Origin of the sequence: Pseudomonas sp. Irchel 3H3 (assembly GCF_900187635.1) — a bacterium.
Classification (GTDB): domain Bacteria; phylum Pseudomonadota; class Gammaproteobacteria; order Pseudomonadales; family Pseudomonadaceae; genus Aquipseudomonas.
This window is the reverse complement of sequence record NZ_FYEC01000001.1, coordinates 291,786-317,839: the sequence shown is the minus strand read 5'-3', so window position 1 is coordinate 317,839 and position 26,054 is coordinate 291,786. Positions and strand designations below refer to the sequence as shown.

The window sequence follows — 26,054 nt, the reverse complement described above, 5'->3', positions numbered from 1 at the left end:
CGACAGGTAGCAGGCAAAAAAATGGCGATCCCTGGGGATCGCCATTTTTGTTTCTGCACCGCTCAGGCCATGCCTCAGCGCACGTTGAGGGTGAACCCGATCCGCGCCAGCCACTCGGCCTCCAGGGCGAAGTCGGCCTGGGTCAGCTGATTGTCGTCCAGCCACTGCTCCGGGAACTGCACTTCCAGGCTGTCGCGGTTGGCGTGCAGGGTGACCTGGGGCATCGTCTGGGTGCCGCGGATGTGATGGAACAGGATCGCGAAGCGCAGCAGCACGCACAGGCGGATCAGCTTGATGCCTTCGTCGCCGAACTCGGCAAACTTGTCCTTGGGAATGTTGCGTCGGTGACCACGTACCAGCAGCGCCAGCATCAGTTGGTCTTCGCGGGAGAAGCCGGCGAGGTCGGAGTGCTCGATCAGGTAGGCGCCATGCTTGTGGTAATGGTAGTGGGCGATGTCCAGGCCGACTTCATGGACCTTGGCGGCCCAGCCCAGTAGCTCGCGCCACACTCCGTCATCCAGCTCCCAGTCCACCGCCACCTGGTCGAACGCGTGCAGGGCCTTGCGTTCAACCCGAGCGGCTTGCTCCAGGTCGACGTGGTAACGGTCCATCAGCGAGCTCAGGGTGCGCTCACGGACGTCTTCGTGGTGATGGCGGCCCAGCAGGTCGTACAGCACGCCTTCGCGCAGGGCGCCGTCGCAATGGTCCATGCGCTGCAGTTCAAGGGCGTCGAAGATGGCTTCGAGAATCGCCAGGCCGGCCGGGAAGATCGCCCGACGGTCAGGCTTGATGCCTTCGAAGTCGATCTTCTCGGCGTCGCCCAGCTTGAACAGCTTGCGCTTGAGCCAGGCCAGGCCTTCGGCATTGACCTCGCCCGCGCCGTGGCCGCCGGCCTTGAGGGCCAGGCCGATGGCGCGAATGGTGCCCGAGGAGCCGATGGCCTCATCCCAGGTCAGGCGGTGCAGGGCGTGTTCGATGCTCATGATCTCCAGGCGCGCTGCGGTGTACGCCTGGGCGTAGCGTGCCGGGGTGATCTTGCCGTCCTTGAAGTAGCGCTGGGTGAAGCTCACGCAGCCCATTTGCAGGCTTTCGCGCAGCAGCGGCTCAAAGCGCTGGCCAATAATGAATTCGGTACTGCCGCCACCGATATCGGCGACCAGGCGCTTGCCCGGAGTGTCGGCGAGGGTGTGGGAGACGCCCAGGTAAATCAGGCGCGCTTCTTCACGCCCGGAGATGACTTCGACCGGGTGGCCGAGGATTTCTTCGGCGCGGCGGATGAATTCGCCACGGTTGCGCGCTTCACGCAGGGCGTTGGTGCCGACGATCCGCACCGCACCCAGGGGCATGCCGTTGATCAGTTGGGCAAAACGCTTGAGGCAATCGAGCCCGCGCTGCATGGATTCTTCGTTGAGTTGGCGCGCCTCGTCGATCCCGGCCGCCAGTTGCACCTTTTCGCCGAGCCGCTCGAGAATGCGGATCTCATTGTGGTGAGCCTTGGCCACGACCATATGGAAGCTGTTCGAGCCCAGGTCGATAGCGGCGATCAGGGACAGATTCTTGGCTTGGGATTGGGGCATGGTCTAGAGGTCTCGGTCGATAACCCGACCATCGTGCCACGATCAATCGCTGCCGCCAACGCGCAGTGTTTAAAGCATTGATCCAACTCAGTTGTGTGGGTGAGCGCTGTGGGGGCAATCGCGAGCAGGCTCGCTTTCACATGGACTCAGGCAATGCACGCGACGGGCGGTCGGCGAACCGCCAAATCCTGCTGGGCGTCGCCAAATTGCGTCCCTGGCTCCCGCCGCCGCCGGAGTTGAGCTATACCCAAACTCACGCAACACCATAGCGAGACTCAATCAACTGCGGCTTCCTGAACGAGGGAAGGGCGGCTATGATGGGCCACGTTTTTTTGCTTACAACCTGGAGACTTCCATGAGCAGCGATCTTATCAAACACGTTAGCGACGCTAGCTTCGAAGCTGACGTACTCAAGGCCGAAGGTGCTGTACTGGTCGACTACTGGGCTGAGTGGTGCGGTCCATGCAAGATGATCGCTCCGGTCCTGGACGAAATCGCTGAGACCTACAAAGGCAAGCTGACCGTTGCCAAGCTGAACATCGACGAAAACCAGGAAACCCCGGCCAAGCACGGCGTGCGTGGTATTCCGACGCTGATGCTGTTCAAGAACGGCAACGTCGAAGCCACCAAGGTCGGTGCGCTGTCGAAGTCGCAACTGGCTGCCTTCCTCGACGCCAACATCTAAGCGTCGTTGCAGGTGGTACCCGAAAAGCCCCGCAAATTGCGGGGCTTTTTCGTTATTGAGGGCTAGACGCTCCGAAACTCAGGTGGTACATTCGGCCCCGCACTGGTTTCTCCATTGCCCCCTGCTAGCCGTCGCCGACGCACTCCTTTTCGAATAAGTACGCGATCCTGTCGCCTTCTCTGCGGCGCGGCCTCATTAAGCCAAAAGCTTAATTTCCCCCCCTCCATAAATGATTACGTCATTCCTATATGAATCTGACTGAACTCAAGCAAAAGCCGATTACCGAACTGCTCGAATTGGCCGAACAGATGGGCATAGAAAATATGGCCCGTTCGCGCAAGCAGGACGTGATTTTCTCCCTGCTGAAAAAGCACGCGAAAAGCGGCGAGGAAATCTCCGGTGATGGCGTGCTGGAGATCCTCCAGGACGGCTTCGGCTTCCTGCGCTCTGCAGACGCTTCCTATCTCGCCGGCCCAGACGATATCTACGTCTCGCCGAGCCAGATCCGCCGTTTCAACTTGCGCACCGGTGACACCATCGTTGGCAAGATCCGCCCTCCAAAGGAAGGCGAGCGTTACTTCGCACTGCTCAAGGTCGACACGATCAACTTCGATCGTCCGGAGAACGCGAAGAACAAGATTCTCTTCGAGAACCTGACCCCGCTGTTCCCGACCGTGCGCATGAAGATGGAAGCCGGCAACGGTTCCACCGAAGACTTGACCGGTCGTGTCATCGACCTGTGCGCCCCGATCGGCAAAGGCCAGCGCGGTCTGATCGTTGCACCGCCGAAAGCCGGTAAAACGATCATGCTGCAAAACATTGCAGCGAACATCGCCCGTAACAACCCGGAAGTTCACCTGATCGTGCTGCTGATCGACGAGCGTCCGGAAGAAGTAACCGAAATGCAGCGCACCGTGCGCGGCGAAGTGGTTGCCTCGACGTTCGATGAGCCGCCAACCCGCCACGTGCAGGTTGCCGAAATGGTTATCGAGAAGGCCAAGCGCCTGGTTGAGCACAAGAAAGACGTGGTCATCCTGCTCGACTCGATCACTCGTCTGGCGCGTGCCTACAACACCGTGATCCCGAGCTCCGGCAAGGTCCTGACCGGTGGTGTCGATGCCCACGCCCTGGAGAAGCCAAAACGTTTCTTCGGCGCGGCACGGAACATCGAAGAAGGCGGCTCGCTGACCATCATCGCCACCGCGCTGGTTGAAACCGGCTCGAAGATGGACGAAGTGATCTACGAAGAGTTCAAGGGTACCGGCAACATGGAACTGCCCCTGGACCGCAAGATCGCTGAAAAACGCGTCTTCCCGGCCATCAACATCAACCGTTCCGGCACCCGCCGCGAAGAGTTGCTGACTGCCGACGACGAGTTGCAGCGTATGTGGATCCTGCGCAAGCTCCTGCATCCTATGGATGAAGTGGCTGCCATCGAGTTCCTGGTCGACAAGCTGAAACAGACCAAGACCAACGATGAGTTCTTCCTGTCGATGAAGCGCAAGTAAGTCGAGCGGGACCGCAAGAGCCGGGGAAACCCGGCTTTTTGCTATCTGACTTTTCATGATCTGAGCTGTCACTATTTTGAACCGTCGGGTTCGGCGCTAAACTCATGCCCCCGAACGCCACGGCCAAGCGAGGCTAACGCATGCAGTATCGCGACTTGCGCGACTTTATCAGCGGCCTGGAACAGCGCGGCGAACTCAAGCGCATCCAGGTTCCAGTGTCCCCTGTGCTGGAAATGACCGAGGTTTGCGATCGCACCCTGCGGGCCAAAGGGCCGGCGTTGCTGTTCGAGAACCCCACCGGCTACGACATCCCTGTGCTCGGCAACCTGTTTGGCACACCTGAGCGCGTGGCGCTGGGCATGGGCGCCGAAGCGGTCAGCGAACTGCGCGAAATCGGCAAGCTGCTGGCCTTCCTCAAGGAGCCAGAGCCGCCGAAGGGGCTCAAGGACGCCTGGTCGAAGCTGCCGATCTTCCGCAAGATCATTGCCATGGCGCCCAAGGTGGTCAAGGACGCGGTGTGCCAGGAAGTGGTCATCGAGGGCGACGACGTCGACCTGGCGATGCTGCCTGTGCAGACCTGCTGGCCGGGCGACGTCGGCCCGCTCATCACCTGGGGCCTGACGGTCACCAAGGGGCCGAACAAGGACCGCCAGAACCTGGGCATCTATCGCCAGCAAGTGATTGGCCGCAACAAGGTCATCATGCGCTGGCTGAGCCACCGTGGCGGCGCGCTGGACTACCGCGAATGGTGCGAGAAGCACCCGGGCCAGCCGTTCCCGGTGTCCGTGGCCCTGGGGGCAGACCCTGCGACCATTCTCGGCGCGGTGACGCCCGTGCCGGACAGCCTGTCCGAGTACGCGTTCGCCGGGCTGCTGCGCGGTAACCGCACCGAGCTGGTGAAGTGCCGTGGCAACGACCTGCAAGTGCCGGCCACGGCCGAGATCATCCTCGAAGGCGTGATCCATCCGGGTGAAATGGCCGACGAAGGTCCCTATGGCGACCACACCGGCTATTACAACGAAGTCGACAGCTTCCCGGTGTTCACGGTCGAGCGCATCACCCACCGCGTCAAGCCGATCTACCACAGCACCTACACTGGCCGGCCGCCAGATGAGCCGGCGATTCTCGGCGTGGCGCTCAATGAAGTGTTCGTGCCGATCCTGCAAAAGCAGTTCCCGGAGATCACCGACTTCTACCTGCCACCCGAAGGTTGCTCGTACCGCATGGCGGTGGTGACCATCAAGAAGCAGTACCCGGGCCACGCCAAGCGGGTAATGCTGGGTGTCTGGTCGTTTTTGCGACAGTTCATGTACACCAAGTTCGTTATCGTCACTGACGACGATATCAACGCCCGCGACTGGAACGACGTGATCTGGGCCATCACCACGCGCATGGACCCCAAGCGCGATACGGTGATGATCGATAACACGCCGATCGATTACCTCGACTTCGCCTCGCCGGTTTCCGGCCTGGGCTCGAAGATGGGGCTCGATGCCACGCATAAATGGCCTGGTGAAACCACCCGCGAGTGGGGCCGGGTTATCGTCAAGGATGAGGCGGTGACGCGCCGGATCGATGCCATCTGGAATCAGTTAGGAATAGATTGATGCGTGTAACCTTGCAGCCGTCCGGAGCAGTGCTTGAGATACTGCCCGGCGAGCGGATCCTCGATGGGGCGCGGCGCCTGGGCTACGACTGCCCGCAGAGCTGCCGCAATGGCAATTGCCACGTGTGCGCGGCGTTGCTGGTCGAAGGCCGGGTCGAGCAGAGCGGTCATGTGCGCGACCACGGCGAGTTCTACACTTGCATTGCAGAGCCGCTGGAAGACTGCATCGTGTTGTGGGATGGCGTCCTTGCGCTGGGAGAACTGCCGGTGCGCAGCGTGTCGTGTCAGGTAATTGAGTGCGTGGACGTGGGTGGCGATACCTGGCGGGTACGCTTGCGCGCGCCGGCAGGCAAGCCGCCGCGCTATCACGCCGGCCAGTACCTGATGATCGAACGGGAAAACGGCGAAAAGTCGGCGTTTTCCCTGGCCTCGGCGCCCCACTCGGGGCGTGACCTGGAAATCCACGTGCTCGCCCGCGAAGCCAGTGCCCTGAGCCTGATCGAGCAGTTGCAACGCAACCGCATGGCCCGGGTCGAGCTGCCATTCGGCGATACCCACCTGGCCGAGTTACCGGAGGGCCCGCTGGTGCTGATTGCGGCGGGTACCGGCATGGGGCAGATCCACAGCCTGCTCGAACATTGCCGGGCCAAAGGCTTCAAGTACCCGGTGCACCTGTACTGGGGCGTGCGCCGCCCGGAAGATTTCTACCAGATGGAGCACTGGGACGAATGGCTGAAGTTGCCCAATCTGTTCCTGCACCAGGTGGTCAGCGACCTGTGTGGCTGGGAAGGGCGCTGCGGCATGTTGCATCAAGCGGTCTGTGAGGATTTCCCGGACCTCAAGCCCCTGCATGTCTACGCCAGCGGCTCGCCGGCCATGGTCTATGGCACGCTGGATGCCTTGGTCGAGGCGGGTATGGACGCCCACCAGATGCGCGCCGACGTATTTGCATATGCGCCTCGATCTTGATCCGCGCTCTTGAGTTCGAAACTTCGTTATAACTCCCTATATAGCCCATCGGTATTTATTCAAACGGATAAATACCGATAGGCTATATGTCATTCAGGCGCTGGATTAATTTCGGTGCCATGCTCTATAAACTGTCTTAAAACAAATGTGCCTTATTGTTACAGCGGTGCGTTCTATTAAGTAATTGTTTACCCGCGGGGAGCTGAACGCTATTCGCCATGACAGCCATTGAATCTGATTTTCTCAATCTGGCTTACCCTCCGCGGCTCGATCTGGGGCCGCAGCTGACGCACGAGCAATTGCTCCACTCCATGCAAAGCACCATGGCCCGCCATCAGGGTGGACCGGTCTGGTTGTTCGCCTACGGCTCGTTGATCTGGCGCCCCGAATGCTCGGCGGTCGAGCGGGTGCGCGGTCGAGTGCATGGCTACCATCGTGGTTTGTACCTGTGGTCCCACGAACACCGGGGTACGCCGGAGTTGCCAGGGCTGGTATTTGGCCTGGATCGCGGCGGTTCATGCAGTGGTTTTGCCTACCGCTTGCCCGAGGAGCAACTGCAAGCATCGTTGTTTGCCCTGTGGCAGCGCGAAATGCCGGTCCCGTCGTACCGCCCACACTGGCTCAACTGCCGCCTGGAAGATGGCAGCAAGGTTCAGGCATTGGGTTTTGTCCTGGAGCGGCACCTGCCCAGCTATGCCGGCAACTTGCCGGACCATGTGCTCAGCCAGGTCTTTGAAAGTGCCAGCGGACGCTATGGCAGCACGCGCGATTATGTCGAGCAGACCGCCAGCGCCCTGCGCAGCCACGCCATGCCAGACCGGAATCTGGAGGCGCGGCTCAAGCGTTGTGGGTCATCCAGGGATCAGGCGATGGCTTCGCGACCCTGACTGGCGATTTGCTTGTGGCGCAGGGTTGGCGCCAGGAACGCCATGGCCAGCAGGCACGCACCGATCAACAGCACAAACCCGCCATCCCAACCGAAGTGGTCGACGGTGTAGCCCATGGCCGCACTGGCGGCGACCGAGCCGCCCAGGTAACCGAACAGTCCGGTGAAGCCCGCCGCCGTACCTGCGGCTTTTTTCGGTGCCAACTCCAACGCCTGCAAGCCGATCAGCATCACCGGGCCGTAGATCAGGAAGCCGATGGACACCAGGGCGATCATGTCGACGGTCGGGTTGCCGGCTGGGTTCAGCCAGTACACCAGGGTCGCCACGGTCACCAGCGCCATGAACACCATGCCGGTCAGGCCACGGTTACCGCGAAACACCTTGTCCGATAGCCAGCCACACAGCAGCGTGCCCGGAATACCGGCCCACTCGTAGAGGAAGTAGGCCCAGGACGTCTTGTCGACGGTGAAGTGCTTGGCTTCCTTGAGGTAGGTCGGAGCCCAGTCCAGCACGCCATAGCGCAGCAGGTAGACAAACACGTTGGCGAGGGCGATGTACCAGAGCATTTTGTTGCGCAGCACGTATTTGACGAAGATTTCCTTGGCGCTGAATTCTTCTTCATGGCTGGCATCGTAGCCGTGGGGATAGTCGTTCTTGTACTGCTCGATGGGCGGCAAGCCCACGGATTGCGGGGTGTCGCGCATCACGATGAAGGCAAACACCGCCACCAGCAGGGCCACTGCAGCGGGTACATAGAATGCCGCATGCCAGTCGTTGAACAGGCCCATGCCGATCAGGAACAGTGGGCCGATCAGGCCGCCGCCGACGTTATGCGCAACGTTCCACACCGACACCACGCCGCCGCGCTCTTTCTGCGACCACCAGTGCACCATGGTCCGCCCGCTCGGCGGCCAGCCCATGCCCTGGGCCCAGCCGTTGATGAACAGCAGGATGAACATCATCGTCACGCTGGAGGTGGCCCAGGGCGCGAAACCGAACACGAACATCACCCCAGCCGACACCAGCAGGCCGAAAGGCAGGAAGTAACGCGGGTTGGAGCGGTCGGACACCAGGCCCATCAGGAACTTGGACAAGCCATAGGAAATCGCGATCGCCGACATCGCCAGGCCGAGCTGGCCCCGGGTGTAGCCTTCTTCGATCAGGTAGGGCATGGCCAGGGAGAAGTTTTTGCGCAGCAGGTAATAACCCGCATACCCAATGAAAATCCCGGCGAAAATCTGCCAGCGCAAGCGCCGGTAGGTGCTATCAACGTCTTCTTCAGGCAAGGGTGCCTGGTGGGCGGCAGGGCGAAAAAAAGCAAACATTCAAGAGCTCCAAATTTCTTGTTTTGACTGCGGATGCGAATGTTACAGTTTCGTTACCGAAAATAGCACTGCATCTCATCTGCAAAACAGTCGTAAACGAACAAAGTCGCGCGTTCTTTTATGAACATGTCGCTCAGATATAACTGGAGGGCGGTGTAGGAGATTTCCCCGGAGGCGAACTCCGGCGGTTGCCTGGTAAAAAACGGCAATGATTTGGGAGACATCCCGCGAAGCTGTCGGAAGTTGGGGGATAGGGCGGCAAAGCCCTTCGCCTTAACCTTTTGCGTAGGTGCCAACAGTGGCACAGAGATCGCGGAGGGTGTCATGCGTTGGTTAGGTTTGCTTTTGGTCTGGTGTATTTCGAGTGACGGCTTGGCCGCGCAGTTGTTCCTGATTCCAGAGAACACGCCCAAACCGGTTTATCCCCGGGCACTGCATAGGGCTGGGATCAACGGTGAGGTACGGGTAGGTTTTACGGTGCAGGCCGATGGTTCGGTGAGCGGGGTCAGGATTCTCGAAAGTGTTCACCCGGATCTCAGCGCGGTAAGCCAAGAGGCGATTGAGCAGTGGCGCTTCAAGCCCTGGACGGTGGGGGGCGAGAAGCCGGCTGAACTGGAAGTCATAGCGCCGATGCAGTTTCACCTGGATGATTCGACCGGCCTCAACCAATGGCTCAAAGAGGTGAAATGCCGAGAGATCAACCCGGGTTTCGCCCATACCGCCGATTACCTGTGGGTCGACCTCGCAGCGTTCCGATACACCCGGGCTTACTTGTCGAGTGGCTTTTTCCAGCATCAATGGACGACGGCAGAGCGCCTGGCAATGATTAAAAGGCTGAACCGCCAGGTGCTGAGCATTGCCAGGCGCTGCCTGGATTACCCCGCATCCAGGTTCTTCCGGTTCCTGCCGGAGGAGATTCGCAAGGTGCTTTAGCCGGTACGCTCTGTACAGCGTTGTCAGCTGTACAGCGCGCGCCCCGACTCAGCGAACCTGCACCACCACCTTGCCCACCGCCTTGCGCTGGCCCAGGTCATTGATGGCCTGGGCCGCGTTGGCCAGGGGATAGACCTGCGACACCAGCGGCTTGAGCTTGCCTTCGGCAAACCAGCCGAACAGTTGCTGGAAGTTCGCCGCGTTGTCCTGGGGTTGGCGTTGGGCGAACGAACCCCAGAATACTCCGACCACAGCAGCGCCCTTGAGCAGGGCGAGGTTCACCGGCAATTCAGGGATCCGCCCGCTGGCGAAACCGACCACCAGCAGGCGGCCGTTCCAGGCGATGGACCGGATGGCCTGGTCGAACAGGTCGCCGCCGACCGGGTCGTAGATCACGTCGGCGCCCTGGCCGTCAGTCAGGCGCTTGATTTCGTCCTTGAGGTTGGTTTCGCTGTAGTTGATCAGCTCATCGGCACCGGCGGCCTTGGCCACTGCCAGTTTCTCGGCGCTGCTGGCCGCGGCGATGACCCGGGCACCCATGGCCTTGCCGATTTCCACGGCAGCCAGGCCCACGCCGCCGGATGCACCCAGCACCAGCAGGGTTTCCCCCGGCTGCAGGTGGCCGCGTTGTTTGAGCGCGTGCATCGAAGTGCCGTAGGTCATGCTGAAGGCGGCGGCGGTGTTGAAGTCCATGGACGCAGGGATAGGCAACACGTTGTAGCCCGGTACCGCGACCTGCTCGGCAAAACTGCCCCAGCCGGTCAGCGCCATGACCCGGTCGCCGACCTTGAGGTGGCTGACCTTCTCGCCCACCGCGCTGACCACGCCGGCCGCCTCACCCCCCGGGGAAAACGGGAAGGGTGGCTTGAACTGGTACTTGCCCTCAATGATCAGCGTGTCCGGGAAGTTGACCCCCGCGGCGTGCACTTGCAGGAGGATTTCGTTCTTCTTGGCGACAGGACTGGCGACTTCTTCCAGCACCAGCGATTCGGCAGGGCCGAAGGCTTTGCACAGCACGGCTTTCATCAGGGCTATTCCTTTGGGAGTGATGGCCGATAAGTGTAGGTGGGTGAGTCAAGGGGTCAACGAGCATGCCCCACCCTGATAGCCGCCCATAAGCTTTGCGCTTGGGCGCTGGGGGGTGGATGGTTATGCTAGGCCGTAAACCGGATAAGGAGCGAAGTGTGAAAGCGTGGATCATGTTGATGCTGGCCCTGTCGCTGCCTATGGCAGCGCAGGCCGAAGAAGCCAAGGAAGCCAAAGAGGGCGAAGCGCCGAAAGTCAGCTATATCAGCCTGACCCCGCCGTTCGTGGGCAATTACGGCCTGGACGGCACGGCCAGGCTCAAGGTCTATAAAGCCGACGTGGCGCTGCGGGTCACCGGCGAGGAGGCCGCCAAGGCGGTCAAGGCCAATGAGCCGTTGATTCGTAACCAACTGGTGGCGCTGTTCGGCCAGCAAACCAGCGAGACCATGAACAACGTCGAAGCCAAGGAAAAACTGCGCCAGGAAGCCCTGAAGCAGACCCAGCAAGTGATGAACGACGAAACCGGCAAGCCGATGGTCGATGATCTGTTGTTCAACAACCTGATCATCCAGTAATGCTGGATCTGTAGGAGCGAGTGCCCGCTTGCGGCCTGCTCGCGATAGCGGTGCATCGAGCGCCATCGATGGTGAATGCACCGCCCCCATCGCGAGCAAGCTCGCTCCCACAGGGTCCTGGGGGTTTGCAGGTTTCGCATCTACCCCGCAAACCTGGGTGGGAGCGAGCTTGCTCGCGATAGCGGTCTGTCAGGACGCCAAGCTCTTGCGGAACCGCGCCAGGGCAATCGCAAAGAACGCCAGGCCGATCACTGCCAGTGCCAGCAGGTCCGGCCAGACCACGTCGAGCGCGGCATCGCGGAACAGGATCGCCGCACTGAGGCTGACGAAGTGGGTGGAGGGCGAGCCCTGCATCACCCACTGCAGCCACTGCGGCATGCTGTCCAGCGGGGTGCTGCCGCCCGAGAGCAGCAGCATCGGAATGATCACCGGAATCGCCAGCAGGCCGAACTGCGGTGTCGAGCGGGCCAGGGTTGCGAGGAATATCCCCAGCGCCGTGCTCGCGAACAGATACAGCGCAGTCACCAGCAGGAACAGCCCCAGGGAGCCCGCTAGCGGAACTCCCAACAGCCCTTTGACCACCACCTCCAGCGACACCCAGGTGCACAGCACCACCACCAGCATGTTGCTGCCGATTTTCGCCAGCATGATTTCCAGCGCCGTCAGCGGCAGCACCAGCAAATGGTCGAGGGTGCCGTGTTCGCGCTCGCGCAGCAGCGCGGTGCCGGTCAGGACGATGGCGAGGATGGTGATGTTGTTGACGATCTGGATCACCGCCAGGAACCAGCCTCCCTCCAGATTGGTGTTGAACAGTGCGCGGGTGGTCAGCAGGGCCGGTGCCTTGCTGGCCGTATCCGGCTGCCCGCCGTAGTTGAGCAGTTCACGCTGGAAGATCCGCCCGATGTAGCCGGCCCCCATGAAGGCCTGGCTCATGGCGGTGGCGTCGACGTTGACCTGCACGGCCGGCGAGCGCCCCGCCAGGAGGTCGGCCTGGAAGTTGGCCGGCACGTTGATCACAAAGGTGTACTGCCCGCGGTCCATGACCTGGTCCAACTGGTCGTAAGGCAGCGGCACGGCAGCCTGGAACTGCGGCGGTTGCAGGGCGTCGGCGAGCTGGCGCGAGAGATGACTGTGGTCTTCGTCGACGATTGCCACGCTGGCGTTGTTGACCCCGATCACCGAGCCGGCGGCGGGCATGTAGATCGCCACGCTGAAGGCGTACAGCAAGAACAGCAGCAAGACGCTGTCGTGGCGCAGGCTGGTGAGCTCCTTGAGCCCCAGGCGCAGGATGTGCGAGAGCTGGTGCATCAGACCTCCTGCTTCTTGAGCATGATCAGGCTCAGCCCGGTGAAACCAAGGAAAAACCCGAACAGTGCCAGGCACTGTGGCCACAACTGGCGCACATCCAGGGCTTTGGTGAAGGTGCCGACGGCGATGTCGAGGAAGTAGCCGGCCGGGAACAATTGCCCCATCAGGGCTGCGGCGCCTTCGAGCGAGGAACGCGGCACGATCAGGCCGGAGAACTGGATGGTCGGCAGGCTGGTGATAATCATGGTGCCGAGGATGGCGGCGATCTGGGTGCGGGTGAACGCCGAAATCAGCAGGCCCATGCTGGTGGTCGCCAGCACATAGAGCAGGCCACCGAAGGCCAGGGTCAGACCGCTGCCTTTGAACGGCACGCCGAATAGCCAGCGGTTCATTGCCACCAGTAAACCCAGATTGACCAGGCTGACGGCCAGGTAGGGCGCCTGTTTGCCCAGCAGGAATTCCAGGCGGGTCAGCGGCGTGGCGTAGAAGTTGGTGATCGAGCCCAGCTCTTTTTCCCGGACGATGCCCAGCGCGGTGAGCATGGCCGGGATGAAAGCCAGGATCAGCGCCATGACTCCCGGGCCGATGGCGTTCACGCTGACCACGTCCTGGTTGTAGCGAAAGCGCGTTTCCAGTCTGGCCGCTGGGCGTTGGTTGAGCGCCGGGCTGCTTTGTGCGGCCAGTTGCTCGAGGTTGGCCTGATGCACCGCCTCGACGTAGTTGCGGCTGGTCTCTGCACGAAACGGCATGCCGCCATCGAGCCACGCGGCCACGGCCGGTTGACGCCCGGCGTACAGATCGCGGCCGAAGCCTGGGGGAATTTCCAGTGCAAGCTTGATCTCCGAGCGTTGCAGGCGCTGGTGTAATTGCCTGGCATCGTGGATAGGCGCTTGTTCGGCGAAGTAGCGCGAGCCGCGAAACGCCTCGAGGTAAGCGCGGCTTTGCGGGGTCTGGTCCTGGTCGTAGACGGCGAAAGCCAGTTTCTCGACGTCCAGGGAGATGCCGTAGCCAAAGATCACCATCATGAACAAGGCCCCGGCGAGGGCGAAGGCCAGGCGCACTTTGTCGCGCAGTAACTCCTTGCCCTCGCGGCTGGCCACGGCAATCAACCGCCGCAGGCTGAATGCGGCGCCGCCCGTAGGTGCCGGAGCTGTCGCGGCGTTGACCGCTGCCGGGGGTGGCGCTGCCGGGCTGGCGTCCTGCGCATCTTGCAGGCAGCGGACGAAGGCGTCTTCCAGGGTGTCTCCAGCAAACTGCTGCTGCAGCGCCGCCGGGGTGTCGCAGGCCAGCACCTTGCCAGCGTGCATCAGCGAGATCCGGTCACAGCGCTGGGCTTCATTCATGAAGTGGGTCGACAGGAAGATCGTCACCCCTTGCTCGCGGGACAGCTCGATCAGCAGTCGCCAGAAATCATCCCGGGCGGCCGGGTCGACGCCGGAAGTCGGTTCGTCGAGGATCAGCACTTCCGGGCGGTGCAGCACCGCGACCGCCAGTGACAAGCGCTGTCGCAAGCCCAGCGGCAGTGCTCCCGACTGTTGCCCGGCAATGCTGCCCAGGTCGAACCGCTGGATCAGTTCCTCGATGCGCGTGGCGCTCTCGGCCTTGGGCAAGTCGAACAGCCGCGCGTGCAACTCGAGGTTCTGGCGCACGCTGAGTTCGCCGTAGAGCGAGAAGCTCTGCGACATGAAACCGACCCGCTTGCGCGTAGCCAGGTCCTTGGCATCCACCGGTTTGCCGAGCAACGTGGCGCTGCCTTCGCTGGCTGGCATCAGGCCGGTGAGGACCTTCATGGTGGTGGTCTTGCCGCAGCCGTTGGAGCCGAGGAAACCGAAAATCTCGCCACGACCGATGGCAAAGCTGACCTTGTTCACGGCCGTGAAGTCGCCGAAACGCAGGGTCAGTTCGTGGGCCTGGATGGCGATGTCGAGGTTGTCGTGGGGGCGCGGTGGAATAACCAGCGGTTGGCTACTGCGTTTGCGGTCACCTTGAAAGTAGGTGAACGCATCGTCCAGTTTGCCGCTGGGGGTCACGGCTGCCAGGTCGCGACTCAGGCCGTCGGCGATCAGCTTGCCGGCGTCGAGCATCAGGCAGTGCTCGAACTGTTCGGCCTCCTCCATATAAGCGGTGGCGACCAGCAGGGTCAGTTGTGGGCGCTGGCGGCGGACATCCTCTACCAACTCCCAGAAGTGCCGGCGGGACAGCGGGTCGACGCCGGTAGTCGGCTCATCGAGGATCAGCAGGTCCGGTTCATGGATCAGCGCGCAGCACAGGCCGAGTTTCTGCTTCATCCCGCCGGACAGCTTGCCCGCCGGCCGCTCGGCAAACCGTGCCAGGTCGGTGGCCAGCAACAGGCTGTGCATGCGTTGTTCGCACTCGTCCTTCGACAGGCCGAACAGGGTGGCGAAGAAGCGGATGTTCTCGTTGATCGACAGGTCCGGATACAGGTTGCCACCCAGGCCCTGGGGCATGAAGGCGATGCGCGGGTACAGGCTGTTGCGATGGCGGCGCTGGTCGATAGAGCCGCCCAGCACCTGCAGGTCTCCGCGTTGCAGTTTCTTCACCCCGGCAATCAGCCCCAGCAGGCTGGATTTGCCCGCACCATCGGGGCCGATCAGGCCGCAGCGTGTGCCGCTGGGTAGGCTGAACGCGATGTCGATCAGTGCCTGTTGTGCGCCGTAGGCATGGCACAGGCCTTTGGCCTGCAGCGCCAGGGCGCTCATTGCAGGTTGGCCGGCCAGACCACCGTCGCCGTGCGCACATAGCCGGCGCCCGGCATCCCCGGCTTGGCCTCGGGCACGGCGGCCGGTTCAGTCAGTTTGAGCTTGACCCGGAACACCAGCTTTTGCCGCTCGTCACGGGTTTCCACTTCCTTGGGGGTGAATTGCGACTTGGCCGCGACAAAACTGATTCTGGCCGGCAATGGCCGGTCGGGCAGGGCGTCGAGCAGGATGCGCGCCTCGGCACCGACGGTCAGGCGCCCAGTGACCGAGGCCGGCAGATAGAGGTTCATGTACTGGTCGTTTGGGTCGATCAACAGCAGTACCCGGCCGCCGGCACCGAGTACTTCGCCCGGTTCCGCCAGGCGCAGCTGGATCACCCCGTCGATGGGCGAGCGCAAGCTGCTGTCTTCGATTTCACTGGTCAGTTGCGCGACTTGCGCCTGGGCTGCACCGATCGCCGCCTGCACTGCCGCGACCTGGGCATTGGCGGCCTGGACTGCAGCGTTGCCGGTATTCAGGCGAGCCTGCTGTTGGTCGAGAATCTGCTGGCTGGCGAAACCGCGATTGAACAGTTCCCGTGAGCGCTTGATTTCCTGGCTGGCCAGCAGCAGTTCGCTTTGGCGCAACTGCACATTGGCCTCGGCCGCCGCGTAGTTTTGCCGGGCGCGCAGCACCTCGGCCTCGGCCTGGTTGCGCTGGGCCTCCAGGGTGCGGGTGTCCATGCGCGCCAGCAACTGGCCCTTGAGCACCTTGTCGCCTTCGTCGACATGCACGTCGGCGAGGCGTCCGGGGAGCTTGCTGGCAATCTGCACTTCGGTGGCTTCAAGCCGCCCATTGCCCATGCTCAGGCCTTCGGGCAGGCGGTCGCGCAGGGATTTCCAATAGCCGAAACCGCCGGCGGCGACCAGCAGGACCATTAACGAAACGGCAAATAGACGGGATGAGCGATGGTTTGTCGACATGAGTGCATCCTGCAACTGTAGCGTCCTAGTCTGACGGGTTCAGCGCAGTGGCGACTTGATGCCCGTCAAATGAAAGGCGAGCCTAACCCTTACTGGGGGCTTATGCATCCGCTGCGGGCGTGACCGCCGGGTTCTGCTGTTCAGCGCAAGGCGAGCACCGCCGCCCATTGCTCGGCCGTGACCGGCATCACCGACAGCCGGCTGCCTTTTTGCACCAGGGGCATCTCTGCCAATGCCGCTTGCTGCTTGAGGTAATCGAGCTTGAGCACCTTGGCGAAGGTGTCCACGTGCGCGACGTCGATCGCGCTCCAGGGATTTTTTTCGGCGTTGGCCTTGGGGTCGTGGTAGTGGCTTTGCGGGTCGAGGGCCGTCGGGTCCGGGTAGGCGGCTTCGACGATCTTGCCGATCCCGGCAATTCCCGGCTCCGGGCAACTGGAGTGATAGAAGAAGAACTCGTCACCCACCGCCATGGCCCGCAGGAAGTTGCGGGCCTGATAGTTGCGAACCCCATCCCAGCGGGCTTGCCCGAGCTTTTCCAGGCCCTTGATCGAGAGCTCGTCGGGCTCGGATTTCATCAGCCAATAGGCCATCTTTTTTGCTCCAGAAGAGGGGGGCGGAAAAGGGTTCCGGCAAATACATGACAAACCGACGGTCGGTTGACGCCAGCGTTTGCGTGTCGCCTCACGTTACCGCAAAATGCCGGACTTTTAAGCAAGACGCGGCAAGCACGGCCTGTAACGGACACCGCTGCTGACATCGTGTGTGAAATGCCTTGAGGGGGGCAATCGATGAAACGCAAACCGGATTTACTCTGGGTTCTGGTCATAGTGTTCGGTTTGGGTGTGGTGACTACCGGCTACGCGCAGAGCCTGTGGGCGAACAAAACCGATGCTCCGATCGAGCTCGCGCAACAGATTCAACCCTTCAAGCGCTGATCTTCACGCAACAGGGTTCGCTGCCAGCGGACCCGCGACATACCACTGGCGATCAGTCACCGTTCCTTGCAACGGCACATCCCAGCTCGCCTGATCCAGCTTCGCGACCTTCTGACATTCATGGGCCAGGCCCAGCAGCGTTGGCTTGCGCCAGCTCTGGCGGCGTGCCAGGTAAGCCAGGCTGCGGTCATAAAACCCACCGCCCATGCCCAGGCGTCCACCTTCCTGATCAAAGCCGACCAATGGCAGCAGCACCAGGTCCAAGGTCCAGACCTTGCGCTGGCGCGCCTGGTTGGCCCGTGGTTCGAGAATGCGGAAACGATTGGGCCGCAGTTTTTCGCCCGGGCGAATGCGCTGGAACACCATCTTGGTGCGTGGCCAGGCGCTGAGCACCGGCAGGTAGGTAGCCTTGCCCCGACGCTGTGCCGCACGCAGCAGTAGGCGCGGATCGATTTCACCGTCGGTGGGCAGGTACAGGGAGATGTGTCTGGCGCGGCGGAACAGCGCGTGTTGGGCCAGTTGCCGATACAGCCCGTGGGCGGCTTGGCGTTGCTGGCTGGCGCTCAGTGCGCGGCGGGCCTGGCGCAGCTTGCGTCGAAGTTGCGGGCGGGAAAGCGGCGCAGGTTCGGTCATCGTCATGGGCTGTTCGAGTGGCGAGGGCACCAGCACGGTGGTCGCGTAATAAAGCCGATGCCAGCATGGGCTGGCATCGGCTTGAATCAGGCTCCCCGGATGAACCGCTGCTGACTTAGCCCTTGAACCCGAAAGTTCAAGGTGGAAGATGCAGTAGGCTTTCAGGCTTTCCGTCTAGCGGACATGCACACCAGCCCAACGTGCAACCTCCAGGGTAGTGCGAATCGGCTCAGGGACATCGTCAACTGGCAAGCACCCCAGGGAGTGGCGCGAGTATACCGCAACCACCCCGAGGAATCAGCCTTTGCTGACATCCGGATCGGTGGCCAGCACCAGGTCCACACGATCGAGCAGGTCGCGCACTTGCTCGCGAGTCGAGCCGCTGGCCTGCACGTCCGGTCGTTCCTGGCTGTGCAGCAGGTCGTGGGTGATGTTCAAGGCGGCCATCACGGCGATGCGGTCGGCGCCGATGACTTTGCCGCTGCTGCGGATTTCGCGCATCTTGCCGTCCAGGTAACGGGCAGCGCTCACCAGGTTGCTGCGCTCTTCCTGTGGGCAGATGATCGAATACTCTTTGTCGAGAATCTGCACGGTAACGCTATTGCTTGAACTCATGAGTCTTGCTCCAGGGCCTTGAGGCGCGAAATCATCGATTCGACCTTACGCCGGGCGATTTCATTTTTTTCAATGAGGTGCGCGCGTTCCTCGCGCCAGGTCTTTTCCTGAGCTAATAAGAGTCCGTTTTGGCCCTTAAGTTGCTCGACCCGGGTAATTAGCAGTTCGAGTCTGGCCATCAGCGCTTGCAGGTCGGTGTCTTCCATAGCGTTCCACGGTTTTTGTCTGATGGGCGGTAACTGGCGGACAGCCTTTAATAGTCTTGGCGAGTCTGTCGATGTAGGATACAAGGCCTTCATTCTAGACATAGCGCCGCTTGGCGCCTAGCTGCCCATGACCAATCAGAATTCCCCGTATAACGCCTTTGCCACCCTGCTGAGCACCAGCGGCCATCCTTGCTCTCCTGCCGAGCTTCACGGCGTGCTGCTGGGCCGCAGTTGCACCGGAGTCGGCTTTGATGCCGACAACTGGCTGGCGGATGTCGCCGAACTGCTGGAAACCGAACCTGCGGAAAACGTACGCAACGCGCTGATCGGCCTGCAGGAAATGGTCAAGGGCGAGTTGACGGGCGACGAAGTCACTGTAGTCCTGCTGCTGCCGACCGACGACGCGCCGCTTACCGAGCGTGCTGCCGCGCTGGGCCAATGGTGCCAGGGCTTCCTCCACGGCTTCGGCGTCAACGCCTCCGGCCTGGATCTGAGCACCGATGCCCGTGAAGTGCTGCAAGACCTCGCTGCCATCTCCCAGGTGCAAGACGCCCTGGAAGAGTCCGAAGACGGTGAAAGCGACTATATGGAAGTGATGGAATACCTGCGCGTTGCGCCGCTGCTGTTGTTCGCCGAGACCAAAAAACCGGTTGTACCGGCTGCACCCAAGCCGTCGCTGCACTAAGAAAGGATCCCCATCTGCCCATGATCCATATCCCGAAGTCGGAATACGCGCGCCGGCGCAAGGCGCTGATGGCGCAGATGGAACCCAACAGCATCGCAATCCTGCCGGCCGCCGCCGTGGCGATCCGCAACCGTGACGTCGAGCACGTGTATCGCCAGGACAGCGACTTCCAGTACCTCAGTGGTTTCCCCGAGCCTCAAGCCGTCATCGTCTTGATGCCTGGCCGCGAGCATGGCGAATACCTGCTGTTTTGCCGTGAACGCAACGTCGAACGCGAGTTGTGGGATGGCCTGCGCGCCGGCCAGGAGGGCGCAATTCGCGACTTCGGGGCCGACGACGCCTTTCCGATCACCGATATCGACGACATTCTGCCGGGCCTGATCGAAGGCCGCGACCGGGTTTACTCGGCCATGGGCAGCAATCCGGAATTCGATCGGCATTTGATGGACTGGATCAACGTGATCCGCTCCAAGGCGCACCTGGGTGCGCAGCCGCCGAACGAATTTGTTGCCCTGGATCATCTGCTGCACGACATGCGCCTGTATAAATCGGCGGCAGAAGTGAAGGTGATGCGCGAGGCGGCGCGGATTTCCGCCCAGGCCCATGTTCGTGCAATGCAGGCCAGCCGTGCCGGGCTGCATGAGTTCAGCCTGGAAGCAGAGCTGGATTACGAGTTCCGCAAGGGTGGGGCGAAAATGCCGGCCTACGGCTCGATCGTCGCTGCCGGGCGCAACAGCTGCATCCTGCATTACCAGCAGAACGACGCGGTGCTCAAGGACGGTGACCTGGTATTGATCGACGCCGGGTGTGAAATCGACTGCTATGCCAGCGATATCACCCGCACCTGGCCGGTCAACGGTACGTTCACCGCGGAGCAGAAGGCGATCTACGAACTGGTGCTGGCTTCCCAGGAAGCGGCCTTTGCCCAGATCGCGCCGAACAAGCACTGGAACCAGGCCCACGAGGCGACGGTCCAGGTGATTACCGCCGGGCTGGTGCACCTGGGCCTGTTGCAGGGTGACGTTGACGAGCTGATCGCCAGCGAAGCCTACAAGGCGTTCTACATGCACCGCGCCGGCCATTGGCTGGGCATGGATGTGCACGACGTGGGTGAGTACAAGGTGGGCGGTGAATGGCGGGTGCTGGAAGTCGGCATGGCCTTGACCGTCGAGCCGGGCATCTACATTGCTCCGGACAATCTGCAGGTGGCGAAGAAATGGCGCGGCATTGGCGTGCGCATCGAGGATGACGTGGTGGTAACCAAGCAAGGCTGTGAAATCCTGACCCGTGGCGTACCCAAGACAGTCGCCGAGATCGAGGCCCTGATGGCCGCGGCACGGGGCCAAGCGGCATGAGCCGGGTCAACCTGGCGATCATCGGTGGCGGGCTGGTGGGCGCCAGCCTGGCGTTGGCGCTGCAGGCCGGGGCCAAGGCCCGTGGCTGGAAGATCGTGCTGATCGAACCCTTCGCCCCCGGCGACAGCTACCAGCCCAGCTACGACGCACGTTCCTCGGCGTTGTCCTTCGGTGCCCGGCAGATCTACCAGCGCCTGGGCCTGTGGCAGGAGATCTCCCGCCGGGCCGAGCCGATCAAGCAGATTCACGTCTCCGACCGTGGACGGTTTTCCACCGCCCGCCTGTCCGCCATGGAAGAGGGCGTTCCGGCGCTCGGTTACGTGGTGGAAAACGCCTGGCTCGGCCAATGCCTGTGGCAGGGCCTGGACAAGGACGTGATCACCTGGCGTTGCCCGGCCGAAGTCACGCGCATGGAACCCTTGGTGGATGGCTACCGCCTGACCCTCAACGATGAAACCAGCCTGGATTGCGACCTGGCGGTGCTGGCCGACGGCGGCCGCTCGGGGTTGCGCGAGCAGTTGGGGATCGGCGTCAAGACGCGTCCCTATAACCAGAGCGCGCTGATCGCCAACATCACGCCCAGCGAAGCCCACAACGGCATGGCGTTCGAACGGTTCACCGATGACGGCCCGATGGCCCTGTTGCCGCTGCCGGAAAATCGCTGTGCGCTGGTCTGGACCCGCCTGGGCATGGACGCACAACGCCTGGCGCAGCTGGATGAACGCAGTTTCCTCAGTGAATTGCAGGGCGTGTTCGGCTATCGCCTGGGTACGCTCAAACAAGTGGGCGCGCGGCATCTGTATCCGTTGTCGCTGATCGAGGCCGAGGAGCAGGTGCGCCCGCACCTGGCGGTGCTCGGTAATGCCGCCCACAGCCTGCATCCGATAGCCGGGCAGGGCTTCAACCTGTCGTTGCGCGATGCCCAGGCCCTGGCCGAAGCCCTGCTTGGCAGTGACCAGCCGGCGGGCGACTTCGCCACCTTGCAGGCCTATCGCGAGCGCCAGCGCCTGGACCAGAACCTCACCGTGGGTTTCTCCGACCAGGTCACCCGTTTGTTTGGCAGCACCCAGCCACTGGTGTCCCTGGGCCGCAACCTCGGCCTGCTGGGGCTCGATCTGTTACCGCCGGCCAAGCGCTGGTTCGCTCGCCAGGCCATGGGGTTGGGAACCCGGGCCGATGGTTAAGTGGCTGACCCGGCGGCTGGGCAAGGCGCGGTTGCTGCGTTGGTTCATGGGTTTCTACCCGCCGTACCTCGGCGCGGGCGTGCGGGTGCGCCCTATCAGCGATGACATTCACGACGGCGCTGGCACCTTGGTAGCCCGGGTCGAAAAAACCCTTTACGTGCGGCTCAAGCCGCAAGCGAGACAGGCTTAAAGCATGGAAATGCGCGCAGATCTGCTGATTGTCGGGGCCGGGATGGTCGGCAGTGCCTTGGCACTGGCCCTCCAGAACAGTGGCCTGGAAGTCCTGTTGCTCGATGGCAGCCCGATGAGTGTCAAACCCTTCGATGGGCAATCGGCCTTCGAGCCGCGAGTCAGTGCCTTGTCGGCCGCCAGCCAGCGCATTCTCGAGCGCCTGGGAGTGTGGGACGGTGTGCTGCGGCGCCGTAGCAGTCCCTACTGCGACATGCAGGTGTGGGACGGCAGCGGCACCGGGCAGATTCACTTTTCTGCTGCCAGCGTGCACGCCGAAGTCCTGGGACATATCGTCGAGAACCGCGTGGTGCAGGATGCGTTGCTCGACCGTCTGCACGACTGCGACCTGGGCCTGCTGGCCAATGCGCGCCTGGAGCAGATGCGGCGCTCCGGCGACGATTGGCTGCTGACCCTGGCCGATGGCCGGACCTTGCGCGCGCCCTTGGTGATCGCCGCCGATGGCGCCAACTCGGCCGTGCGGCGCTTGACCGGGGTGGCGACCCGGGAATGGGATTATCTGCACCACGCCATCGTCACCAGTGTGCGCAGCTCCCGGCCACACCAGATGACGGCCTGGCAGCGTTTTACCGATCACGGCCCGCTGGCCTTCCTGCCCCTTGCGCGCGACGGCCAGCAGGATTGGTGCTCGATCGTCTGGTCGACCACCCCCAGCGAAGCCGAGCGCCTGATGGCGCTGGACGAGCAGGCTTTCTGTGCAGAGCTTACGCGCGCTTTCGAAGGGCGCCTGGGCCAGGTGCTGAGTGCCGACCCGCGCCTCTGTGTGCCCCTGCGCCAGCGTCACGCCAAGCGTTATGTGGCCGAAGGCCTGGCGCTGATCGGTGACGCCGCGCACACCATTCACCCGTTGGCCGGGCAGGGGGTCAACCTGGGTTTCCTCGATGCCGCGGTGCTGGCCGAGGTGCTGTTGCAAGCAGCGGCACGGGGCGAGCGGTTGGCGGATGTGAAAGTATTGAGCCGCTACGAACGCTGGCGCATGCCCCACAACCTGGCGTTAATGGCGGCGATGGAAGGCTTCGAGCGCTTGTTCCAGGCCGATCCCTTGCCCGTGCGCTGGTTGCGCAATACCGGCTTGAAGCTGGTCGACCAGATGCCCGAGGCCAAGGCGCTGTTCGTGCGCCAGGCGCTGGGCTTGAGCGGTGATCTGCCGGAGCTGGCCAAGGCTTGAGGGGGCGGTTGGGGCGAGCCTCCGCGAGGCCGTGCAACATCTGGTAACTCCTCCACAGAGGGATCGGTTGAGATGGCAAATGTGACTCCTTATCATTTGGCCTCATTTCTGATATCGAGAGACCGCTCCCATGTTGGCACCGAAGCGTCTACTGACAGCCATCGCCCTGACCCTGATTGGCACCACGGCGCAGGCCGCCGACGAAGTGGTGGTCTACTCCTCGCGTATCGATGAGCTGATCAAGCCGGTCTTCGATGCCTACACCGAGAAAACCGGTGTCAAAGTGAAGTTCATCACCGACAAGGAAGCGCCGCTGATGCAGCGCATCAAGGCCGAAGGTGAAAACGCCACCGCCGACCTGCTGCTGACCGTCGACGCTGGCAACCTTTGGCAGGCCGAGCAGATGGGCATCCTGCAGCCGTTCACCTCGAAGGTGATCGATACCAACATTCCCCTGCAATACCGCGCCGCGTCCCACGCCTGGACCGGCCTGAGCCTGCGTGCACGGACGCTGGCCTACTCCACCGAGCGGGTCAAGCCTGAGGAAATGACCACCTACGAAGCCCTGGCCGACAAGAAGTGGGAAGGCCGCCTGTGCCTGCGCACGGCGAAGAAGGTCTACAACCAGTCGTTGACCGCGACCCTGATCGAAACCCATGGCGCCGGCAAGACCGAGGAAATCATCAAGGGCTGGGTCAACAACCTCGCCACTGACGTGTTCTCCGATGACACCGCCGTGCTCGAAGCCATCGCCGCCGGGCAGTGCGACGTCGGCATCGTCAACACCTACTACTACGGCCGCCTGCACAAGCAGAAGCCGGAACTGCCGGTCAAACTGTTCTGGCCAAACCAGGCCGACCGTGGCGTGCACGTCAACCTGTCGGGCATTGGCCTGACCAAACATGCGCCACACCCGGAAGCCGCCAAGGCCCTGGTGGAGTGGATGACCACTGCCGAAGCCCAGAAGATCTTCGCCGACGTCAACCAGGAGTTCCCGGCCAACCCGAACGTCAAGCCGTCGGCTGAAGTCGAGGCCTGGGGCAAATTCATCCCGGACACCCTGCCGGTCGAAGTGGCTGGCCTGCGCCAGGCCGAAGCGATTCGCCTGATGGACCGCGCTGGCTGGAACTGAGTTATCAAGGGGGGCCACCCCCGAGCTATTTGTAGGAGCGAGCTTGCTCGCTCCCACTGGTTTTGTGCAGGACCTATGGGGGGCAATCTCCTCTGCACAAAACAAAGCTGTTAGCCTTCGCTCCCCCGGCCCCGCCTTTTTCGAGACATCCCTTGGCCCATCCCGCACAACGTCGCTGGTATCCGCTGGTTTTCACTGTCGCCGCCCTGGTGCTGCTGCCGCTGAGCGTACTGCTGCTGTCGTGGCAGAGCGTCGACCTGCAGATCTGGTCGCACCTGTGGGACACCCAGATGCCGCGTCTGCTGGGCAACACCTTGACCCTGATCCTCGGGGTTGGCGTTGGCGTCACGCTGCTGGGCGTCAGCCTGGCCTGGCTCACCAGCCTTTGCGAGTTTCCCGGCCGGCGCTGGCTGGACTGGGCATTGATGCTGCCCTTTGCCATTCCGGCCTACGTCCTGGCCTTCGTGTTTGTCGGCTTGCTGGACTTCTCCGGCCCGGTACAGACCCTGCTGCGTGAATGGTTCGGCAGTGGCCTGCGCCTGCCACGGGTGCGCTCCACTGGCGGGGTGATACTGGTGCTGGTGCTGGTGTTCTATCCCTACGTCTACCTGCTCGCCCGCACGGCGTTCCTGGCCCAGGGCAAGGGCTTGATGGAAGCGGCGCGGGTGCTCGGCCAATCCCCCTGGCAAGCCTTCTGGCGAGTGGCCCTGCCTATGGCGCGACCGGCGATCGGTGCCGGTGTGGCCTTGGCATTGATGGAGACCCTGGCGGACTTCGGCGCGGTCTCGGTGTTCAACTTCGATACCTTCACCACTGCGATCTACAAGACCTGGTATGGCTTCTTCAGCCTGTCCAGCGCGGCCCAACTGGCCAGCCTGTTGCTGCTGGTGGTGATGCTGTTGCTGTACGGCGAGCGCCGTGCCCGGGGCGCCAGCCGAGCGAGCAACGAGCGGCCACGGGGCAAGGCGCTCTATCACCTGCATGGCTTCAAGGCGCTGGCGGCCAGCAGTTGGTGTGTCCTGGTGTTCGCCTGCGCATTTGTCATTCCCTTGCTGCAACTGCTGGCGTGGTTCTGGCAGCGCGGGCGCTTCGATCTCGACGAGCGGTATGCCGGGCTGATCCTGCACACCCTGTACCTGGGCGCCATGGCCGCGCTGATCACCGTCAGCGTCGCGCTGCTGCTGGCGTTCGCCCGGCGCCTGGCGCCGACCCGGGCGATCCGCTCCGGGATCAGCGTGGCCAATATCGGCTACGCCTTGCCCGGCTCGGTGCTGGCGGTGTCGATCATGCTGGCGTTCAGTTACCTGGACCGTGAACTGGTGGTGCCCCTGTCGAGCTGGCTGGGCGGTGCCGGTAAACCGCTGCTGCTGGGTAGTCTGTCGGCCTTGCTGCTGGCGTACCTGGTGCGGTTCATCGCGGTGGCCTACGGGCCGCTGGAAAACAGCCTGGCGCGGATTCGCCCCTCATTGCCGGAAGCCGCCCGCAGCCTGGGAGTGAGTGGGCCACGACTGTTTTTCAAAGTGTATCTGCCATTGTTGCTGCCCGGCACCCTGAGCGCAGCGCTGCTGGTGTTCGTCGATGTGCTCAAGGAAATGCCGGCGACCTTGCTGATGCGCCCGTTTGGCTGGGACACGCTGGCTGTGCGGATTTTCGAAATGACCAGTGAAGGCGAATGGGCGCGGGCCTCGTTGCCCGCCTTGAGCCTGATTCTGGTGGGCCTGTTACCGGTGATTGGCTTGATCCGGCGTTCGGCTCAGCGAATCGGTTAGGTGCCAGTCCTACATCATGCGGCTACAATGCGCGGCATTCGG

25 protein-coding genes and 1 other RNA gene are annotated in these 26,054 nt (G+C 62.5%); 15 read left to right on the top strand and 11 right to left on the bottom strand.

Annotated elements, in window-relative coordinates; genetic code table 11:
- Positions 1-74 precede the first annotated feature (74 nt).
- On the bottom strand, positions 75-1,577 hold the full coding sequence (ppx, locus tag CKW24_RS01470; RefSeq protein WP_095164760.1) for an exopolyphosphatase: 1,503 nt from the start codon (positions 1,575-1,577) through the stop codon (positions 75-77).
- Between the two features lie 355 nt (positions 1,578-1,932).
- Here ppx and trxA point away from each other — a divergent pair, with 355 nt between their 5' ends.
- From trxA to CKW24_RS01445, 5 genes are all read left to right on the top strand, one after another.
- Positions 1,933-2,262, top strand: coding sequence for a thioredoxin TrxA (trxA, locus tag CKW24_RS01465; RefSeq protein ID WP_003206727.1), 330 nt, complete (start codon positions 1,933-1,935; stop codon positions 2,260-2,262).
- A gap of 248 nt (positions 2,263-2,510) precedes the next feature.
- Positions 2,511-3,770: a transcription termination factor Rho gene (gene rho, locus CKW24_RS01460; RefSeq protein WP_025216061.1), complete on the top strand. Its 1,260-nt coding sequence runs from the start codon at positions 2,511-2,513 to the stop codon at positions 3,768-3,770.
- Between the two features lie 140 nt (positions 3,771-3,910).
- Complete coding sequence (gene ubiD / locus CKW24_RS01455) at positions 3,911-5,377, top strand: 4-hydroxy-3-polyprenylbenzoate decarboxylase (RefSeq protein ID WP_095164758.1); 1,467 nt, start codon at positions 3,911-3,913, stop codon at positions 5,375-5,377.
- Positions 5,377-6,345 (top strand): CDP-6-deoxy-delta-3,4-glucoseen reductase, encoded by a 969-nt coding sequence (locus CKW24_RS01450; RefSeq protein WP_095164756.1) that lies wholly within the window; start codon positions 5,377-5,379, stop codon positions 6,343-6,345. Before ubiD ends, CKW24_RS01450 begins: the two co-directional genes overlap by 1 nt.
- A 218-nt stretch (positions 6,346-6,563) precedes the next feature.
- Positions 6,564-7,232, top strand: a complete 669-nt coding sequence (locus CKW24_RS01445) for a gamma-glutamylcyclotransferase (protein WP_095164755.1) — start codon at positions 6,564-6,566, stop codon at positions 7,230-7,232.
- On the opposite strand, the gene glpT is transcribed toward CKW24_RS01445, so the two are convergent.
- Positions 7,208-8,557, bottom strand: a complete 1,350-nt coding sequence (glpT, locus tag CKW24_RS01440; protein WP_095164753.1) for a glycerol-3-phosphate transporter — start codon at positions 8,555-8,557, stop codon at positions 7,208-7,210. The two genes, CKW24_RS01445 and glpT, sit on opposite strands and share 25 nt — an antisense overlap.
- Before the next feature lie 324 nt (positions 8,558-8,881).
- On the opposite strand from glpT, the gene CKW24_RS01430 reads away from it, so the two are divergent.
- Positions 8,882-9,490 carry an energy transducer TonB gene (locus tag CKW24_RS01430; protein WP_095164749.1) on the top strand — a complete coding sequence of 203 codons (609 nt, stop codon included), beginning with the start codon at positions 8,882-8,884 and terminating at the stop codon, positions 9,488-9,490.
- Positions 9,491-9,538: 48 nt separating this feature from the next.
- Here the strand turns inward: CKW24_RS01430 and CKW24_RS01425 are convergent, their stop codons facing one another.
- Positions 9,539-10,516 carry an NADPH:quinone oxidoreductase family protein gene (locus CKW24_RS01425; RefSeq protein WP_095164747.1) on the bottom strand — a complete coding sequence of 326 codons (978 nt, stop codon included), beginning with the start codon at positions 10,514-10,516 and terminating at the stop codon, positions 9,539-9,541.
- A gap of 158 nt (positions 10,517-10,674) precedes the next feature.
- Here CKW24_RS01425 and CKW24_RS01420 point away from each other — a divergent pair, with 158 nt between their 5' ends.
- Entirely contained in the window at positions 10,675-11,091 is a 417-nt protein-coding gene (locus CKW24_RS01420; RefSeq protein WP_095164745.1) for a flagellar basal body-associated protein FliL, read from the top strand.
- Positions 11,092-11,280: 189 nt separating this feature from the next.
- Here the strand turns inward: CKW24_RS01420 and CKW24_RS01415 are convergent, their stop codons facing one another.
- The 4 genes from CKW24_RS01415 to CKW24_RS01400 all read right to left on the bottom strand — a co-directional run bounded on the left by CKW24_RS01415 (position 11,281) and on the right by CKW24_RS01400 (position 16,671).
- On the bottom strand, positions 11,281-12,399 hold the full coding sequence (locus CKW24_RS01415) for an ABC transporter permease (RefSeq protein ID WP_095164743.1): 1,119 nt from the start codon (positions 12,397-12,399) through the stop codon (positions 11,281-11,283).
- Positions 12,399-15,119, bottom strand: coding sequence for a ribosome-associated ATPase/putative transporter RbbA (rbbA, locus tag CKW24_RS01410; RefSeq protein WP_095164741.1), 2,721 nt, complete (start codon positions 15,117-15,119; stop codon positions 12,399-12,401). Before rbbA ends, CKW24_RS01415 begins: the two co-directional genes overlap by 1 nt.
- Complete coding sequence (locus CKW24_RS01405; protein WP_095164739.1) at positions 15,116-16,081, bottom strand: HlyD family secretion protein; 966 nt, start codon at positions 16,079-16,081, stop codon at positions 15,116-15,118. The genes rbbA and CKW24_RS01405 overlap by 4 nt, the downstream gene beginning before the upstream one ends.
- Positions 16,082-16,221: 140 nt before the next feature.
- Positions 16,222-16,671 carry an EVE domain-containing protein gene (locus CKW24_RS01400; RefSeq protein WP_095164737.1) on the bottom strand — a complete coding sequence of 150 codons (450 nt, stop codon included), beginning with the start codon at positions 16,669-16,671 and terminating at the stop codon, positions 16,222-16,224.
- Between the two features lie 198 nt (positions 16,672-16,869).
- Between CKW24_RS01400 and CKW24_RS28215 the strand changes: the two genes are divergently transcribed.
- Positions 16,870-17,016: a hypothetical protein gene (locus CKW24_RS28215; RefSeq protein WP_095164735.1), complete on the top strand. Its 147-nt coding sequence runs from the start codon at positions 16,870-16,872 to the stop codon at positions 17,014-17,016.
- Between the two features lie 3 nt (positions 17,017-17,019).
- Here the strand turns inward: CKW24_RS28215 and CKW24_RS01390 are convergent, their stop codons facing one another.
- The 4 genes from CKW24_RS01390 to CKW24_RS01375 all read right to left on the bottom strand — a co-directional run bounded on the left by CKW24_RS01390 (position 17,020) and on the right by CKW24_RS01375 (position 18,470).
- Positions 17,020-17,649 (bottom strand): 5-formyltetrahydrofolate cyclo-ligase, encoded by a 630-nt coding sequence (locus CKW24_RS01390; protein WP_095165195.1) that lies wholly within the window; start codon positions 17,647-17,649, stop codon positions 17,020-17,022.
- Positions 17,650-17,737: 88 nt separating this feature from the next.
- Positions 17,738-17,916, bottom strand: a non-coding RNA gene (ssrS, locus tag CKW24_RS01385) — 6S RNA.
- Positions 17,917-17,946: 30 nt separating this feature from the next.
- Positions 17,947-18,264, bottom strand: coding sequence for a cell division protein ZapA (locus tag CKW24_RS01380; protein ID WP_095164733.1), 318 nt, complete (start codon positions 18,262-18,264; stop codon positions 17,947-17,949).
- The gene (locus CKW24_RS01375; protein ID WP_058413757.1) at positions 18,261-18,470 is read right to left on the bottom strand and encodes a TIGR02449 family protein; all 210 of its coding nucleotides are present in this window, start codon (positions 18,468-18,470) and stop codon (positions 18,261-18,263) included. Before CKW24_RS01375 ends, CKW24_RS01380 begins: the two co-directional genes overlap by 4 nt.
- Positions 18,471-18,597: 127 nt before the next feature.
- On the opposite strand from CKW24_RS01375, the gene CKW24_RS01370 reads away from it, so the two are divergent.
- From CKW24_RS01370 to CKW24_RS01340, 7 genes are all read left to right on the top strand, one after another.
- The gene (locus tag CKW24_RS01370; protein WP_095164731.1) at positions 18,598-19,155 is read left to right on the top strand and encodes a YecA family protein; all 558 of its coding nucleotides are present in this window, start codon (positions 18,598-18,600) and stop codon (positions 19,153-19,155) included.
- Positions 19,156-19,175: 20 nt separating this feature from the next.
- Positions 19,176-20,510 (top strand): Xaa-Pro aminopeptidase, encoded by a 1,335-nt coding sequence (gene pepP, locus CKW24_RS01365; RefSeq protein WP_095164729.1) that lies wholly within the window; start codon positions 19,176-19,178, stop codon positions 20,508-20,510.
- Positions 20,507-21,694, top strand: coding sequence for a 2-octaprenyl-6-methoxyphenyl hydroxylase (gene ubiH / locus CKW24_RS01360; protein WP_095164727.1), 1,188 nt, complete (start codon positions 20,507-20,509; stop codon positions 21,692-21,694). Before pepP ends, ubiH begins: the two co-directional genes overlap by 4 nt.
- The gene (locus CKW24_RS01355) at positions 21,687-21,884 is read left to right on the top strand and encodes a hypothetical protein (RefSeq protein WP_095164725.1); all 198 of its coding nucleotides are present in this window, start codon (positions 21,687-21,689) and stop codon (positions 21,882-21,884) included. Before ubiH ends, CKW24_RS01355 begins: the two co-directional genes overlap by 8 nt.
- Positions 21,885-21,893: 9 nt before the next feature.
- A complete protein-coding gene (locus CKW24_RS01350; RefSeq protein WP_177440563.1) occupies positions 21,894-23,111 on the top strand; it encodes a 2-octaprenyl-3-methyl-6-methoxy-1,4-benzoquinol hydroxylase in 1,218 nt (405 codons plus the stop codon).
- Positions 23,112-23,241: 130 nt separating this feature from the next.
- Positions 23,242-24,243: an extracellular solute-binding protein gene (locus tag CKW24_RS01345; protein ID WP_095164722.1), complete on the top strand. Its 1,002-nt coding sequence runs from the start codon at positions 23,242-23,244 to the stop codon at positions 24,241-24,243.
- A 152-nt stretch (positions 24,244-24,395) separates the two neighbouring features.
- Complete coding sequence (locus CKW24_RS01340) at positions 24,396-26,012, top strand: iron ABC transporter permease (RefSeq protein ID WP_095164720.1); 1,617 nt, start codon at positions 24,396-24,398, stop codon at positions 26,010-26,012.
- Positions 26,013-26,054: the final 42 nt, after the last annotated feature.